Raw genomic sequence first — 14,488 nt, forward strand, 5'->3', positions numbered from 1 at the left:
CGGATCATGCGGGATGCAGGCATCGCCATCGCTCCGCCTCGCCCGCGGCGGGGCCGAGGACATCATTGCGCTCCGGAACCGATCCCTCCGCCCCCCGCGGCGGGGCCGGGGACGAGACGGCCGCGGCCCCGAGCCGCACGAGCCGCCCGGAGCGGCGCCCCGGGCGGCCCCCGCCCGCTCGGAGGGGATCGGCGAGGGCCCGGCCTGCCGACCACATCAAGGGCGGCCCCCGCCCGTTCGGAGCTCGGAGGGGCGCCCCGGCCGGTCGATCCGGCCCGCGGGGGTCCACTTCGGCCCGCACCTTCTGCGGGTCAGACGCCGGCCGGTCGATCCGGCCCGCGGGGGTCCACTACCCTTGAAACGGCCCCGGCGCCCGGCGGGGCCCCTTGACCCCGACGGTGCCGCGGCACCCCACGACGAGCGGAGCGACGATGAGGCGGATGCTCATGCGGCTGTCGCGCCTCGACCGCTTCCACCGCCTGCTCGCCGAGGCGCCCGCCGCCCGCGAGCTGATCGGCCGGTATGTCGCCGGCGAGACCCTCGACGAGCTCGTCGGCGTGCTCGCCGATCTGCGTCGCAAGGGCCTGTCGGCCGGTGTTGACCATCTGCTCGCCGACGCCGCGGACGAGGCGACGGCGGCCGCCAACGAGCGTTCCTACCTCGACTGTCTCGACGCGCTCGCCGGGGCCGGGCTGGCCGCAGGCGCCGACCTCGACGTCGCCCCGTCCGCCCTCGGCGCCCCGGGCGGGGACGAGGGGCTCCTGCGCGCCCGGCTCGCGCGCATCTGTACGGCGGCCGAGCGCGCCGGGGCCGACGTCACCCTCCGCATGGACGCCGGTCGCGAGGGCCGCGAGGACGTCGTCGAGGAGACGCTCGCGCTGGCCGGGCGGCTGCGCGAGGACTTCCCGCGCACCGGCGTCACCCTGCTGGCCGGGCTGCGCCGCACCGAGTCCGACTGCCGCGCCCTCGCCGTCGACGGCGTCCGGCTGCGGCTGTGCAAGGGCGACCGGGGCGAGGGCCGCGATGCGTTCACGAGCCGCCACGCCGTCGACCTGTCGTACGTGCGCTGCCTCACGGTGCTCATGGCCTCCGACGCCTACCCGATGGTCGCCACGCACGACCCGCGGCTCGTCGAGATCGCCCTCGACCTGGCCCGGCGGAACCACCGCGGGCCCGGCGACCACGAGTTCCAGATGCTCCACGGGGTGCGCCCATGGGAGCAGCGCCGTCTGGCCGACATCGGCCGGACGATGCGCACCGGAATCCCCTTCGGCCCCGACGGGTACGCCCGCTTCCTCCGGCGCGTGGCCGACCACCCGTCCGACGGGGCGCTCTACGCGCGCAGCCTGCTGGGGCGCCGATGAGCGGCGGACGGACGGACCCCGGGCCGGGGGAGTCTCCGACGGGCGCCGGAGGGCCCGTCGCCAGCGGCGCGGCGGCGGCCCGGCGCCGCGCCCGTCTGGGGCTGGAGACCCTCGGCGTGCTGGCCGTGTGCCTGGGCCGGTCGGCCGTCTACGCGGTGCTGTCGATCCTCGACAAGCTGACCCTGGGCCCGGCCCTGGGTGAGCAGACGACGACGATCAACGGCTCGACGACGCCGGACCGCCCCTGGCTCGACCTGTGCTACAAGCTCGCCGACTACCTCTTCCTCGCGGCGCCGGTGGTCATCGTCCTGTACCTGCTCACCGCCGTCCGGCGCCCGGGGCACGATCCGTGGCGGGCGATCGGCCTGGACCGGACGCGCCCCGGCCGGGACGTCGGCGCCGGCGTGGCCCTGACGGCGGCCATCGGCATCCCCGGCCTGGCCTTCTACCTCTTCGCCCGCCGGCTCGGCATCAACACGGACGTCGCCGCCGGCAACCTGGCCGAGCACGTGTGGACCATCCCCGTGTACGTCCTGGCGGCCTTCGCGAACGGCCTGCTCGAGGAGACCGTCATGGTCGCCTATCTGCTCACCCGCTGGCGCCAGTGCGGCTGGCGCCCGGGCGCGGCGGTGGCCGTCAGTGCCCTGCTCCGCGGCTCCTACCACCTCTACCAGGGCTTCGGCGGCCTCCTGGGCAACGCCGTCATGGGCGCCGCCTGCTGCCTGTACTGGACCAGGGCGAGGCGCCTGTGGCCGCTCATCGTCGCGCACACCCTGCTCGACGTGTTCAGCTTCGTCGGCTACGCCCTCCTGCACGGCGTCGTCGGCTGGCTGTGATCCCCGCCCGCCGGTCCCGGCGGCGCCGACGAGGACGAGACCCCGGCGCGGTCGCCGGTGCGCGCGGTTAGGCTGGGGCCATGCGAGTTGGTGTATTCGGAGCAACAGGTCAGGTCGGCGGCGTCATGCGCACGCTGCTCGACGAGCGGAACTTCCCCGTCACGCGGATGCGCTACTTCGCGTCGGCGCGCAGCGCGGGGCGCACGCTGCCCTGGAAGGGGCAGGAGATCACCGTCGAGGACATGGCGACGGCCGGCTTCGACGGTCTCGACGTGGCCATCTTCTCGGCCGGCAAGAGCGCCTCGAGGGAGTACGCGCCGAAGGTCGCCGCCGCCGGCGCCACCGTCGTCGACAACTCGTCCTGCTGGCGCATGGACCCCGACGTCCCGCTCGTCGTCTCCGAGGTCAACCCCGGCGACGCGGTGGACCCGCCCAAGGGCATCATCGCCAACCCGAACTGCACGACGATGGCGGCCATGCCGATCCTCAAGCCCCTCCACGACGCCTGGGGCCTCGCCCGCCTCGTCGTGTCCACCTACCAGGCCACCTCCGGCTCGGGCCTGGCCGGCGTGCGCGCCCTCGAGGAGCAGACCCGCGCGGCCTGCGAGGGCGACATCCACGAGCTCACCTTCCACGGCGACGCCATCGCCCGCCCCGACGACCTGGGCCCCTACGTCGCCCCGATCGCCTTCAACGCGGTGCCCTTCGCCGGCAACCTCGTCGACGACGGCTCGCTCGAGACCGACGAGGAGCAGAAGCTCCGCAACGAGTCCCGCAAGATCCTCCACATTCCCGGGCTGGCCGTGTCCGGCACCTGCGTGCGCATTCCCACCTTCACCAGCCACGGTCTGTCAGTGAACGCCGAGTTCTCCGGCGAGGTGAGCGTCGAGGGCGCCCGCGAGCTGCTCGGGAGGGCCCCCGGCGTCCGCCTCGTGGACGTCCCGACCCCGCGCGACGCCGCCGGCATCGACCCGAGCCTGGTCGGGCGCATCCGCATGGACCAGTCGGTCCCGGGTCCGCACGGCCTCGTCCTGTTCATCGCCAACGACAACCTGCGCAAGGGCGCCGCGCTCAACGCCATCCAGATCGCCGAGCTCGTCGTGGCGAACAGGTCCTGACGATGACCGAGGCGCATCCGGCCCGGTCGGCGCCCGCCGCCGGGCTGCGCCTGGGCTTCCTGGGCGCCGGGACCATGGGCGGCATCATCGCCGCCGGGCTCGTCGCCGCCGGCCATGAGCCCGGGCTGATCGGCGTGACGAGCGCCACGCCGCGCACCCGCGAGGAGCTGGCCGCCCGGCTCGGCGTGCGGGCCTTCGACTCCAACGCCGAGGCCGCGGCATGGGCCGACGCCGTGGTCCTCGGCGTCAAGCCCCGCGCCGCCGCCGAGCTCCTCGAGGGCGTCCGCGAGCAGATCGGCGACGGGACACTCGTCATCAGCCTGTGCGCCGGCCTGTCCACCGCCGCCCTCGAGGCCCACCTCGTGCCCGGCGCGCGGGTCGTGCGCGTCATGCCGAACACGCCGTCGGCGGTCGGCGAGGGCATGGCGGGCATCAGCGCCGGGGCCGAGGCTACCGGGGACGACCTCGACGTCGCCGCTGCGCTCATGGGCGCCGTCGGCAGGGCCGTCGTCATCCCCGAGTCGCAGCAGAACGCGCTGGCGGCGATCTCCGGCTCCGGACCCGCCTGGGTGTTCCACGGCATCGAGTCCCTCGTCGAGGCGGCCGTCGCCCAGGGCCTTCCGCGGGCGCTGGCCACCGAGCTCGTCGTCCAGACGGTCAAGGGCTCGGCCCTCGTGCTCGAACGCACCGGCCAGCACCCCTCGCTGGCCCGCGAGGCCGTCACCTCGCCGGGCGGCACCACGGCCGCAGGGCTGCGCGTCCTCGACCGGCGGGCCGTGCGCGCCGCCGTCGCCGACGCGGTCGACGCCTGCGTGCGTCGCGCCGGCGAGCTCGGCTGAGCCTCGGCTCGGAGAAGTCGGCGCCGAGGAGCCCGTCCAGAATTCTCTTGCGCCGGGTGCAGGAGAATTCCTGCACCCGGCGCAAGAGAATTCCATGTCGGAGTACTCCTGTCGTCACCGTGCCGTGGAACAGGTCTTCGTCACGCGAGCCTCCCAGCAGGTGGCGATCCTCGAGGGGCGTCGGGCGGTGGGCAAGTCGAGTCTCGCCAGACATCTGGCCGGTGAGGGTATCCATGCGAGCTGTCGGTCGCTCACCGAGCCCGATGTGCGCAGGAGCGCCGAGGCCGATCCCGATCGGTGGATCCGGACGCTCGAACTCCCAGCCGTGATCGACGAGGCACAGCTCGTTCCCGGGGTGGGTCTCGCGGCGAAGGGCCTCGTCGACGAGTTGCCGCAGGGGCATCATCTTCTTCTCACGGGTTCTGCCAGCGTCGGGCGCGGCACGATGGCGGGCTCCGATCCGCTCACCGGGAGGTCGGTACGGATCCGGTTGGATCCGTTCGCCGCGATGGAGCTCAACGCTCATCCGGATCGAGCAGTGCCGTCGATCGTCGACGTGCTGTTCGACGCCGAGTTCTGTGATGCGAGCGTTGGCGCGGACGAACGCGCCGACCTGTGCATCATGCTCCGTACCGGGGGCATCCCCTCCCACTGCCTGCCCGCCGTGCGACTCACGCGCAGCGCCCTCAATGCCAGGGTGGCGTCTGACAATCCGTCGATCCTCGGTGAACAGGTGCTGCCGGGCGAACGTCTCGACCCCGGCATCGCCCTGCGCGTCCTCGACTCGGTGCTGCGCATCCCCGTCGGCTCAACCGCACCCGGCTGGCGCGGGAACTCGGCGTGGATCGCCAGACGATCAGCCGCTACCTGGGCATTCTCGAACGCAGGTTCATGATCACCGAGCTGCCCAACATCGGAGCAGGGGTCTCCAGGGCCGGCCGCGCCGCGCCGAAGGTGCACGGTGCCGACTCGTCCATGGTCTGCGAGACGCTGGAACGCGCGGGGCACGGCGTTGAAACCAGCCCGGAACTGCTCGGCCAGACGTTGGAGACCTGGGTCTTCACCCAGATCAACGCGGCACGCGGCTGGGCGCGTCAGCACGTGGACGTCTTCTACCGGCGCGACGACAGGACCCGGCGAGAGGTCGACATCGTCCTGGTCGATGGCCGGGGCCGCCGGGTCGGTGTCGAGGTGAAGCCGGCCACGTCGGTCTCATCCGCCGATCCGAGGGGACCGCGCGCCATGGCGGATCACGGGCGTGAAGGCCTGCACCGCGGATTCATCGTGTGCACGGGCAGCCGCTGTCACCAGATCGACGAGACCGCATGGGCGCTCCCGCTGGCAGCGCTGCGTTCGCAGGACGAGCTACGCCGCATCGTGGCCGCGGACGATCCGGCCCAGGGCGTACCGCCGATGGCACGAACGCTGATTCAGCGCACGGGAGGTACGGCCATGATCAACGACGGGGCGACTGGAATGCAGACGGCTGAACGGGATGCCGCGGAGACGATCTTCCTCAGCTACGTGCACGCCGATGATGAAGTCCTGGACGGCGTCATCACCGGGTTCGCTCATCAGGTCGGGCAGGCGACTGAGTTCAATCCGGGGCGCCCGATCGAACTCGTCATCGACCGCGACGTGCTGGGCTGGGGCGCCGACTGGAGGAAGGCCCTGCAGGAGCAGGTGGCACGCACGACGTTCCCGCTCGCCATGGTGACACCCGGCTGCGTCAGATCGCCGGCCTGCCAGGAGGACTTCACCTTCTTCGCCTTCTTCGCCGCGAGAGGCGCGGCCCGCGAGTACGACGGGCTGCTCACCCTGCTGGTGAAGGACCCGCGGTGGGAGGCCCCTGACATCGTCGACAACCCGGTGTGCCAGGAGATCCATGAGTCGATGGACAGCCGCCAGTGGCCCGAACAACCCCTTTGAGGACCTGGTGGTCGACACGCCCGGGTTCAAGAAGGCGGCGAGGGCGGTGGCCGAGGCCCTGACGGACCGCATCATCGATCTCGAGCAGAACGTCCCGGGAACCGAGCCGCGTGGCCCAGCGGGCAACGACGATGATGGCCTGGTCAAGATCGTGGACGGGCTGCAGGACGAGCACCTGACGGATCTGGTCGCCCAGGCCAACCGGCTCACTGCGGCGATGAACGATTTCGGTACCGCGCTCGCGCGGCAGATGAACCGGATCCCATCGGGGAGCACTCCCACCGCGAAGGCCCTTGTCCTGGTTTTCCGCAACTGCGAAGGGCCCCGCGCGGAACTCGATGCGGCTGCGGACGAGCCGGGCCGGGCCTGGAGGCGGACCAGCGATGACCTCCCCAAGGCAGTCTCATCCTTTCATGAGCCGGGCCGGAAGGATCTGGCCGACCAGGTGAAGCAGGAGCTCGTCGGCATCACGACGGGGCTCGACACCGGCTCCCTGGACGAGATGCAGGCGGTGGTGGGGCGAATGGGGCTGCTCTCGGCATCGCTGGGACCTGCGGGCCGGACGCTGTCGAAGGCGCTCTCGGTCGTGACGTCGATCAGGACCTCTGCAGACGCCTGGGTCTGCCAGCTGTGAGCCCCGGCCCGGGGAAGTCCGCCAGTCCACCGACCAGGCCCGCCCACCGCGCCGCGCGGGCAGGTGGAAGGACACCGGCGCCGCGCCGGGCCCGCTGCGCGGTGTCCGCGCCCGCTTCCGGGCAGGGCCCCGGGGCCATCGCAGGTCCCGGGTCGAGTCCCGCCACGAGTGGCATCCACAGGGCCCGAGGATTTTCGTCGACGGCTCGGGTACGGGTACACTCATGCCGTTGCCGTCGGGGGCTCGGTCGTCAGGTCGCCGCCCCCGGTGGGGAAGACATCGGGTCTCGACCCGAAGACTACGGAAGGTCCACAGTGGGTTCGGTCATCAAGAAGCGTCGCAAGCGCATGGCGAAGAAGAAGCACCGCAAGCTTCTCAAGAAGACGCGCATCCAGCGTCGTCGCGCCGGCAAGTAAGTTCTCCGACCCCCACTGCACCGGGCCGCTCCTGCGTCCTCGCGCGACAGCGCCCGCGGCACGTTCCTCGATCGTCCGCGTCGCAGTGCGTTCGCAGGGGCGTCAGGGGGAGGCCCGTGATGAGCCAGCCAATGAATCACGACAGCACCGGCGCCGACGAGGTCGAGCGCCCCGGCGTGGCCGGGCGCGTCATCTTCGCGGGCGCCCTGCCGAACGCGATCCATCAGCTGACCCTGTCCTGCCTGCGCGCCATCGAGCGCGCCGACGTGCTGATCACCAGCACGCTCCTGCACGAGGCCCTGCTCGGCGCCGCCATCGCCGTCCGGCCCGGGTGCAGGGTGGCCCTCGACGCCGAGAACCCCGCCGAGCTCGAGATGAGGTACGCGTCCCGGGGCCGCACCGTGGTGCGCCTCGTCGAGGGCGACCCGCTGTTCGAGGGCGGCATCGCCGCCGAGGCCGGCGCCTGCTCCCGGGGCGGCCACGCCATCGAGATCCTGCCCGGCGTCCCCGCGCTCGTCGCGGCGGCCGACTTCGCCGGCGTGCAGCTGGGCAACCGCCCGGCCCGCCTCGTCCTCGTCGACCCGGGTGACGAGGACGTCGTGCTGCCCACGCTCGGCGCGCTCGCCGTGCGATGCCAGCTGCGGCAGGTGCCCGTCGTCGCCCGGTCCGCGCTCGCCGCCGGCAAGGACCTGCACGAGAAGACGCTCCTGACCCTGGCCGGCGGCACCTTCCACCAGGAGACCCGCGCCGGGGTCGTCGGCGACTTCACGGGGCTCGAGGAGCCGGATGAGGGCGGCGAGCAGCCGGTCTTCCTGTTCATCGGCGACGAGCTCGCCGACCGGGCTCCCGGTCTGGACTGGTTCGAGACCCAGCCGCTGTTCGGCTGGAGGGTGCTCGTGCCCCGGACCTGCCAGGACTGCACCGAGCTCATCGAGCGCCTGGCCTCCTACGGCGCCACCGCCGAGGAGGTGCCGACCATCGCCGTCGAGCCGCCCCGCAATCCGGCCCAGCTCGACAAGGCCCTGCGCGGCCTGGTCGACGGGCGCTACGAGTGGATCATCTTCACCAGCAGGCACGCCGTCAACGCCGTCTTCGAGAAGATCGCCCAGTACGGCCTCGACTCGCGCGCCCTGTCGGGCCTGCGCATCGCCGTCGTCGGGCAGGACACCGCCGAGGCGCTCACCCGGCGCGGCATCGTCCCCGACCTGCACCCGACCGATGTGACCACCGTCGCCGGGCTCGCCGCGGCCTTCCCGGCCTTCGACGACGTGCTCGACCCCATCAACAAGGTCTTCATCCCGCGCGCCGACATCGCCACGGAGCCACTGTCGGCCGGTCTGACCGAGCTCGGCTGGGACGTCGACGACGTCATCGCCTACCGCACGGTGCGCGCCGCCCCGCCGCCCGCGCCGGTGCGCGAGGCGATCAAGACGGGGCGCTTCGACGCCGTCGCCTTCACCTCCAGCACCACGGTGCGCAATCTCGTCGGCATCGCCGGGAAGCCGCACACCCTGTCCGTCATCGGCGTCATCGGCCCGGCCACCGCGGACACCTGCGGCGAGCACGGCATTCGCGTCGACGCCGTCGCCGCCCACCCCGGGCAGGTGCAGCTCGCCGACGCCCTGGCGGCCTTCGCCGTCGAGCGCGCCGAGGGGCTGCGGGCCGCGGGCAAGCCGGTCATACGGCCCTCGCTGCGCCGTCGGCGGCGCAGCGCCCGCTGAGGGAGGACGGGCCGTCGGACCACGCCGCCCCGGGGCGGCCGAGCGGATCGGAGGAGCACCATGGGTGAGCGGACCGTCGTCCACGCGATGCGGCACGGCGAGGTGCACAACCCCGACGGCATCCTGTACGAACGGCTGCCCGGGTTCCGGCTGTCGGCCAACGGCCTGGCCATGGCGAGGGCCGTCGCCGAGGCCTTCGTCGACGTGCCGCTCACCCATCTGCGCACGAGCCCCCTCCAGCGGGCGGTCGAGACCATCGAGCCCTTCGCCGCCACCCGGCCCGGGCTCGAGGTCGTCACCGACGAGCGCCTCACCGAGGCCGGGAACCGTTTCGTCGGGCAGGTCTTCGGCAGGCACCACGCCGCCCTGTGGCGGCCCCGCAACTGGCCGATGATGCTCAACCCGCTGCGGCCGAGCTGGGGGGAGCCCTTCGCCGACATCGCACGGCGCATGACGGCGGCCCTCGCCGACGCCGCCCTGGCGGCGGGCCCCGGCGGACAGGCACTCGTCGTCTCGCACCAGTCGCCGATCTGGATCGCCCGTCGCGCGCTCGAGGGCAAACGGCCGGCGCACCTGCCCGGCACCCGCACCTGCTCGCTCGCCTCGATCACGAGCTTCCATTTCGAGGGCGTCCACTGCGTCGGCACCAGCTATTCCGAGCCCGCAGCCCACCTGCTGAGCGCTGATGGCAACGCGGCGTTCAGCTCCGGCGACTGAGCCGGACCGCCGGGCCGTCGTCTCCCCGACCACGAGTTCCCAGTCCGAGGGTGCCCGTTGCGAGGCGTGTTCGCAGGAGTCGCTCGCAGAAGCGTTTCCCCCGGTCAGGTTTTCGTCCTGCCGTGCTGTGAACAAGCCTCCATGTCGGCATCAGCTGCTCCGAGCCGGCCGCTCGCCTGCTGGGCGCTGATGGCTATGCGGCGTTCAGCTCCGGCGGTTGGGCCGGGCCGTCGGGTCGTCGTCTCCTGTCCCGGGGCGGCCCGTGCGCCGCAGGACGAGTCGTACCGCGAACCCGGCAGCGGGGCCGAGCCCGGGCGGCCGGCCCGAGATCGACCCCGCCCACGGGGCGGGCCGTTCCATGCCGCTCCCGACGAGGGGCCTCGCCGGGTCGTCCCGGCCACCGGGCGGGCCCTCCGACCGGGGGGGTGCTCGGCCCCGTCGTCCACCGGGGCGCCCCGTTCGTGCGTCAGGCGTAGTGCCGCGCCACGGACACCGTCTCGGCGCCGTAGGGCCCGCCGAAGAGGAAGGCATGGATGACGAGCATGTGGAGCCGGTGCAGGCCCACCCGCTCGCGCCAGCCGTCGGCCAGCGGCGAGGCCTCGTCGTAGCCGGCGATGATCCGCTCCAGGTACGGCTGCCCGAACACGCCGAGGGCGGCCAGATCGGTCTCGGCGTGCGCCCCGTGGGCGAGCGGGTCGATGAGGACGCCCACGATGTCGCCGTGCCGCGGGCCCGGGCCGGCGGCGCCGCCCGCGGCCGGCCCCAGGCCTGCCCGCCCCGGCGCCCAGGCGAGGGTCTGCCCGCGGGGCGTCCACAGGACATTGCCGGTCCACAGGTCCCCGTGGGTGCGGGCGACCGCTACCCGGTCGCCGCGCTCGCGGGCCGCCCGGGTCACGAGCTCAGGCTGGGCGGCGTCGAAGTCGCCGTCGCGCAGTCGCTCGCAGACCCGCTCGAGGACGGCGACGCCGCCGGCGGTCAGCGCTCCGCTGTCGCGGCAGGGCCGCAGATAGGGGGCGAGGCGGTCGTCGGCGAAGAACTCGCCCCACCGGCGCGGCGACGCACCCTCCGGCTCGGGCTCGCAGGGCCGGATCCGCACGTCCGAGCGGCCCATCCGGGTGCGGCCGTCCCAGCCGGGCGGGGCGACGCCGAAGGCCGGGGCGCCGGCGGCGTGCGTGACGGCGAGGGCGCGTCCGAAGGCCTCCGCGGCGGCGGCGCTCACCCGCGTCGGGGCGAGGCGGGGCTCCTCGATCCAGCCCTCGCCGATCGTCGCCGGGACGACGTGGGCGCCGCCGTCGGGCATCGCCTCGGCCAGCCAGGCCAGGCCCTGCGCCTCGAGCCGGGTCGCGCCGGGGCAATCGTCCTGCTTGCGGATCGTCTGACTGCTCATGACAGCATCTTTCCACGGGCGGTGGAGGGGCGGGATCCTCGGTTCCTGCGGCGACCCGGCTCATCACCTCGGTCCGCCCTGGCCGCGGAGATGTTCTCAGGGTCGGGTCAGTGACAATTATCCCAATCCCTGACCGGATACGCGGATCGATTTCTGAGAACGTTCGTGAGGTTCCCGTAGGGATGAGCCGAAGAAGGTACGGTCTGCCCTGCCCGTTCTGGGGGTGGACCGAGCGCGGGACTCAGGGTCTGGTGCCCGGGAGGAAGCGACTGGATCCCTTGACAGGCCGATTGAGCAGGATACCTTGGACATGCGGCGATCTATTGAGCATGGAGAGGTTGTCGCATGGGCGGATGCCACACGGTTGTGGACGTGGGGGTGCCGCATGGCCTCCGTTTCGACGGTCGATTCGGGGTGCTGAGCATCAGGAAAGGATGATGAAGATGAATGAGCCCAAGTTGTTCAAGAGTGATTTGGCCGTGTGCGCCATCGAAATCGAGATCGCAGTGGCCGCCTATGAGGCGGGTGGTGTCGAGGCGCTGCCTGCCCTGTGTGGCTGGTGGGCTGTCGGCCTCGGCTGAGACTCGATGATGGATGACACCCGCTACGCGAGGATTCCGGCTGCCGCTTGGATAAAGCGGCAGCCGGATGTCTCCTTGTTGGCGGTACCCGACAAGGGAGGATATGTTTATGCAGGGATGAATGATGAGGCGTGGGAGATAATTAGTCGCTGTGATGGCTCAAGAACGGTCCGTGACATAATAGATGAACTTCTGCAGGTCTACCATGATGATCCGAACAGGGTTGGCGGGTTCGTTCGGTCTTTCATCGACAGGTTGATGAGTATCGGTGCGCTTGATTTGCTGGTTGAGCCGGAGTATGCCATGCCTCGGGTCTTGGGGTCTCGTGAAATGATGACTCCAGAATATGCGATTCTGGAGCTCACGTATCGTTGCCCGCTGAGTTGCCGACATTGCTTCCTCTCTGCGGGTCACGGTTCTTCCATGAAGTCAGAGGAGTTGTTCGTGCTGGCCGCTGATCTGGTTGACCGGGTAGGGATACGAGGTGTTCAGTTGACCGGTGGAGAACCGTTTGTTCACCCTGATGTTCTTGAGCTTGTCGAGTTCTTCGTTGAAAACCGTGTTGCCGTGACCATCACTACGAGTGGAATGATTGATACAGAAGCCACGCGGAAATGCATAAGAAGGATCGGTGGGGCGAAGGGCTCGCTGCAGGTGAGTGTTGATGGGCTGAGGGAGAGCCACAATCGGATCAGAGGGAACGGGAATTCATTTTCCAAAGCGGTTTCTACAATTTCTTATTCGGTGGCTCAGAAAGTCCCCGTGGCGGTTGCCGTTTCTTTGCTGGATCAGTCTGAACAGGAGATAAAGGATCTCGCGATTGTCATGCGTGAGATCGGAGTGCACCGATTCAGGCTCGGAGCGGTGTCCATGCAGGGCCGCGCTCTTTCCATCAGTAATGAGGGTAGGTGGGACTTCAATGCCGTGCACTGCCTCATTGCTGAGCTGAAGAAGGAGCTGCAGACTGATCACTTCCGAATCGGAAACTTGGAGGAGCAGTTTTCCGGTGGTGTCGATGGTCCTACTTGTGGGGCTGGAACAAAGATTATTTGTATCAACCCAGATCTTGATGTGAAACCTTGCCCCATGTTGCAGCGTTTCATCGGGAACTTGCGGACGCAGGGCTGGAAGGAAATCCTGCTGGAGGGTAACCGGATTTTCCGTGGAACTGAACCGCCGAATTCTGTCGAATGCTCGGAGTGCACGTTCAAGGATCGCTGCTCAGGATGCTATGCCGAAGGACTCGTCAATTCGGCACGAGTTTCACATTGCCCCTGGCTCTCTGAAAGGCCAGAGCTCACCCTTTGGAGCAAAAATGCCAGTCATCACGGTCAATGACCTCACCTTTTCTTACTCCAGGAAGGCAGCGAATGTGTTCAATAATTTTTCTTGGACGGTGAACAAGGGGGAGTGCGTCGGGGTATTGGGACACAACGGAGCTGGGAAGACAACATTGTTGAAACTTCTTTATGGAGTGTTGAAACCTTCGCGTGGAGGAGTCCGGATCAATGTTCGTGACATTGCCTCCTATCGAGAGATTTTTTTGCTGTCCGACAAATTTGGCTTAGACAGGCAAGCATCTCTTCACGAGAATCTCGAGTTCAGGAAGAGGTTGTTCAAAATTGACGGTTTTGACGATCGGAAAAATTATTGGATGAACCGTCTGAATTTTATTGAGCATGCGAGCAAACGAATCTTCGCTTTGTCTGCAGGGCTTGAGATGCGGGCACAGCTGGTTGCCGGATTATGTCTGGAACCTCGCCTGATCCTTCTCGATGAACCGACCAATTCGATAGACCCGGCTACCAGAGAGGCTGTGATCTCCCTGTTGAATGAAATGCAGGCCGAAGGAAGAACATGCCTTTTTGTCACACATGATTTAGAGTTCGCTCGAAGAGTGGCATCGCGCGTGGTGACGTTGCAGAACGGTGACATTGTGGATGATGATCTTGTTCGTGGCCCGGTTTCCCTTGAAGAATTCACAGGACGTTACCTGCACATGACAGAAGGTACAGGTTCTCAGGATCCATCATGATTAAGGCTTACTGGTATCGCGACATTCATACCATCGTCAACAGTCCTAGAAGAGTTTTCTGGAACCTGATTGGGATAGCAGTCCTCATCTTGCTCATGCGGATCTCTGAGTCTGGCTCGAGCTCTATGATCTTTGGCTCGGACTTTGTACGTCTTGTTCTTCTCAGCCTGATCGGAATCATATCCTTCATGGATGTGTACTCTGATTCAATCGCGAAGGACAAGCGAAGCGGTGTCCTTGCTTACACGATCTTGAGCGGAGGAAGTCCTGCTCTGTACTCATTGACTAAAATCGTTGTACCTTTGATCGTCTCCGTGATTTGTACCACGATAGGAACCCTCGGTTATATCTTTTTCGTCTCAAGAATTCCCGTTGAGCTTCAACTCTTTCTCAGGGTGTTCTTGTTCGTGATACTGGCGGTCGCAGTATCAATGGCCTTGGTGTTTCTGCTCAATGCGAGTTCTGATGCCGACATCCAGGCCAGCCCACTGGGCATGTTGCTTCCCATGGGGGTCAACCTACCGATCATATATTTTGTGAGCCCCTTCCAGTGGTTCGGTCGTTACTGCCTGGTTTCGGCTGCGGTTGCTCTGATTCTGTGGAGCGTCGGCATTCTAGTCCTCCGGGGGAGATTCAGCAACAATCTTTCTGACAAGTTTTCATGAGGGGGCAAGGTGATCACCCGAGAGATCCGCGAAGATTCCATCGTGTTTGTGCGCGGGAATGTCTCATGCTGGCGGAATGCGATCAGTGGATCGTACTCGTGGAGGAATCTCCGTGGAAGAGTTCAGATTAATCCGGCCGGTGAAATATTAGAGAAAGACTGTCTATTGCGATTGGATCGCGTGAATCGTGAGGCGTTCTCTGACTTGTGCATGAAATTTCAGAATCGCCTATCCAGATTTAGTGAT

General features: G+C 68.3%; 15 protein-coding genes. 14 read left to right on the forward strand and 1 reads right to left on the reverse strand.

Annotated elements, in window-relative coordinates; translation table 11 throughout:
- Positions 1-431 precede the first annotated feature (431 nt).
- From EGX94_RS08515 to EGX94_RS08560, 10 genes are all read left to right on the forward strand, one after another.
- A complete protein-coding gene (locus EGX94_RS08515; protein ID WP_028706683.1) occupies positions 432-1,364 on the forward strand; it encodes a proline dehydrogenase family protein in 933 nt (310 codons plus the stop codon).
- Positions 1,361-2,200: a CPBP family intramembrane glutamic endopeptidase gene (locus EGX94_RS08520; RefSeq protein WP_021798393.1), complete on the forward strand. Its 840-nt coding sequence runs from the start codon at positions 1,361-1,363 to the stop codon at positions 2,198-2,200. The genes EGX94_RS08515 and EGX94_RS08520 overlap by 4 nt, the downstream gene beginning before the upstream one ends.
- Before the next feature lie 80 nt (positions 2,201-2,280).
- Positions 2,281-3,318 (forward strand): aspartate-semialdehyde dehydrogenase, encoded by a 1,038-nt coding sequence (locus EGX94_RS08525; RefSeq protein ID WP_021798394.1) that lies wholly within the window; start codon positions 2,281-2,283, stop codon positions 3,316-3,318.
- A gap of 2 nt (positions 3,319-3,320) precedes the next feature.
- Entirely contained in the window at positions 3,321-4,157 is an 837-nt protein-coding gene (gene proC / locus EGX94_RS08530) for a pyrroline-5-carboxylate reductase (RefSeq protein WP_021798391.1), read from the forward strand.
- A gap of 94 nt (positions 4,158-4,251) precedes the next feature.
- Complete coding sequence (locus EGX94_RS08535) at positions 4,252-5,052, forward strand: AAA family ATPase (protein WP_021798398.1); 801 nt, start codon at positions 4,252-4,254, stop codon at positions 5,050-5,052.
- Complete coding sequence (locus EGX94_RS08540) at positions 4,998-6,086, forward strand: DUF4143 domain-containing protein (protein ID WP_192962640.1); 1,089 nt, start codon at positions 4,998-5,000, stop codon at positions 6,084-6,086. Before EGX94_RS08535 ends, EGX94_RS08540 begins: the two co-directional genes overlap by 55 nt.
- Positions 6,043-6,720 (forward strand): hypothetical protein, encoded by a 678-nt coding sequence (locus EGX94_RS08545; protein WP_123826191.1) that lies wholly within the window; start codon positions 6,043-6,045, stop codon positions 6,718-6,720. Before EGX94_RS08540 ends, EGX94_RS08545 begins: the two co-directional genes overlap by 44 nt.
- A 314-nt stretch (positions 6,721-7,034) precedes the next feature.
- Positions 7,035-7,136 (forward strand): 30S ribosomal protein bS22, encoded by a 102-nt coding sequence (locus EGX94_RS08550; protein WP_002550589.1) that lies wholly within the window; start codon positions 7,035-7,037, stop codon positions 7,134-7,136.
- Between the two features lie 131 nt (positions 7,137-7,267).
- On the forward strand, positions 7,268-8,857 hold the full coding sequence (locus tag EGX94_RS08555; RefSeq protein ID WP_021798390.1) for a uroporphyrinogen-III synthase: 1,590 nt from the start codon (positions 7,268-7,270) through the stop codon (positions 8,855-8,857).
- Between the two features lie 60 nt (positions 8,858-8,917).
- Positions 8,918-9,574, forward strand: coding sequence for a histidine phosphatase family protein (locus EGX94_RS08560; protein WP_021798392.1), 657 nt, complete (start codon positions 8,918-8,920; stop codon positions 9,572-9,574).
- Between the two features lie 466 nt (positions 9,575-10,040).
- On the opposite strand, the gene EGX94_RS08565 is transcribed toward EGX94_RS08560, so the two are convergent.
- Positions 10,041-10,961: a fructosamine kinase family protein gene (locus EGX94_RS08565; RefSeq protein ID WP_028706691.1), complete on the reverse strand. Its 921-nt coding sequence runs from the start codon at positions 10,959-10,961 to the stop codon at positions 10,041-10,043.
- Between the two features lie 443 nt (positions 10,962-11,404).
- Here EGX94_RS08565 and EGX94_RS13445 point away from each other — a divergent pair, with 443 nt between their 5' ends.
- From EGX94_RS13445 to EGX94_RS08580, 4 genes are read left to right on the forward strand one after another with little or no spacing between them, the layout of a single operon-like run.
- Complete coding sequence (locus EGX94_RS13445; protein ID WP_155945030.1) at positions 11,405-11,542, forward strand: hypothetical protein; 138 nt, start codon at positions 11,405-11,407, stop codon at positions 11,540-11,542.
- 6 nt (positions 11,543-11,548) lie between these two features.
- The gene (locus EGX94_RS08570) at positions 11,549-12,880 is read left to right on the forward strand and encodes a radical SAM protein (protein WP_021798068.1); all 1,332 of its coding nucleotides are present in this window, start codon (positions 11,549-11,551) and stop codon (positions 12,878-12,880) included.
- Complete coding sequence (locus EGX94_RS08575; protein ID WP_192962641.1) at positions 12,858-13,577, forward strand: ABC transporter ATP-binding protein; 720 nt, start codon at positions 12,858-12,860, stop codon at positions 13,575-13,577. The genes EGX94_RS08570 and EGX94_RS08575 overlap by 23 nt, the downstream gene beginning before the upstream one ends.
- Positions 13,574-14,242 carry a hypothetical protein gene (locus EGX94_RS08580; RefSeq protein ID WP_028706692.1) on the forward strand — a complete coding sequence of 223 codons (669 nt, stop codon included), beginning with the start codon at positions 13,574-13,576 and terminating at the stop codon, positions 14,240-14,242. Before EGX94_RS08575 ends, EGX94_RS08580 begins: the two co-directional genes overlap by 4 nt.
- Positions 14,243-14,488: the final 246 nt, after the last annotated feature.

Origin of the sequence: Propionibacterium acidifaciens, from assembly GCF_003798325.1 — a bacterium.
In the GTDB taxonomy this organism is placed as follows: domain Bacteria; phylum Actinomycetota; class Actinomycetes; order Propionibacteriales; family Propionibacteriaceae; genus Propionibacterium; species Propionibacterium acidifaciens.

Coding starts and splice junctions, on each gene's coding strand:
- EGX94_RS08515 (WP_028706683.1), top strand. CDS start 432: ATGAGGCGGATGCTCATGCGGCTGTCGCGCCTCGACCGCTTCCACCGC.
- EGX94_RS08520 (WP_021798393.1), top strand. CDS start 1,361: ATGAGCGGCGGACGGACGGACCCCGGGCCGGGGGAGTCTCCGACGGGC.
- EGX94_RS08525 (WP_021798394.1), top strand. CDS start 2,281: ATGCGAGTTGGTGTATTCGGAGCAACAGGTCAGGTCGGCGGCGTCATG.
- proC (WP_021798391.1), top strand. CDS start 3,321: ATGACCGAGGCGCATCCGGCCCGGTCGGCGCCCGCCGCCGGGCTGCGC.
- EGX94_RS08535 (WP_021798398.1), top strand. CDS start 4,252: ATGTCGGAGTACTCCTGTCGTCACCGTGCCGTGGAACAGGTCTTCGTC.
- EGX94_RS08545 (WP_123826191.1), top strand. CDS start 6,043: ATGAGTCGATGGACAGCCGCCAGTGGCCCGAACAACCCCTTTGAGGAC.
- EGX94_RS08555 (WP_021798390.1), top strand. CDS start 7,268: ATGAATCACGACAGCACCGGCGCCGACGAGGTCGAGCGCCCCGGCGTG.
- EGX94_RS08560 (WP_021798392.1), top strand. CDS start 8,918: ATGGGTGAGCGGACCGTCGTCCACGCGATGCGGCACGGCGAGGTGCAC.
- EGX94_RS08565 (WP_028706691.1), bottom strand. CDS start 10,961: ATGAGCAGTCAGACGATCCGCAAGCAGGACGATTGCCCCGGCGCGACC.
- EGX94_RS13445 (WP_155945030.1), top strand. CDS start 11,405: ATGAATGAGCCCAAGTTGTTCAAGAGTGATTTGGCCGTGTGCGCCATC.
- EGX94_RS08570 (WP_021798068.1), top strand. CDS start 11,549: ATGATGGATGACACCCGCTACGCGAGGATTCCGGCTGCCGCTTGGATA.
- EGX94_RS08575 (WP_192962641.1), top strand. CDS start 12,858: ATGCCAGTCATCACGGTCAATGACCTCACCTTTTCTTACTCCAGGAAG.
- EGX94_RS08580 (WP_028706692.1), top strand. CDS start 13,574: ATGATTAAGGCTTACTGGTATCGCGACATTCATACCATCGTCAACAGT.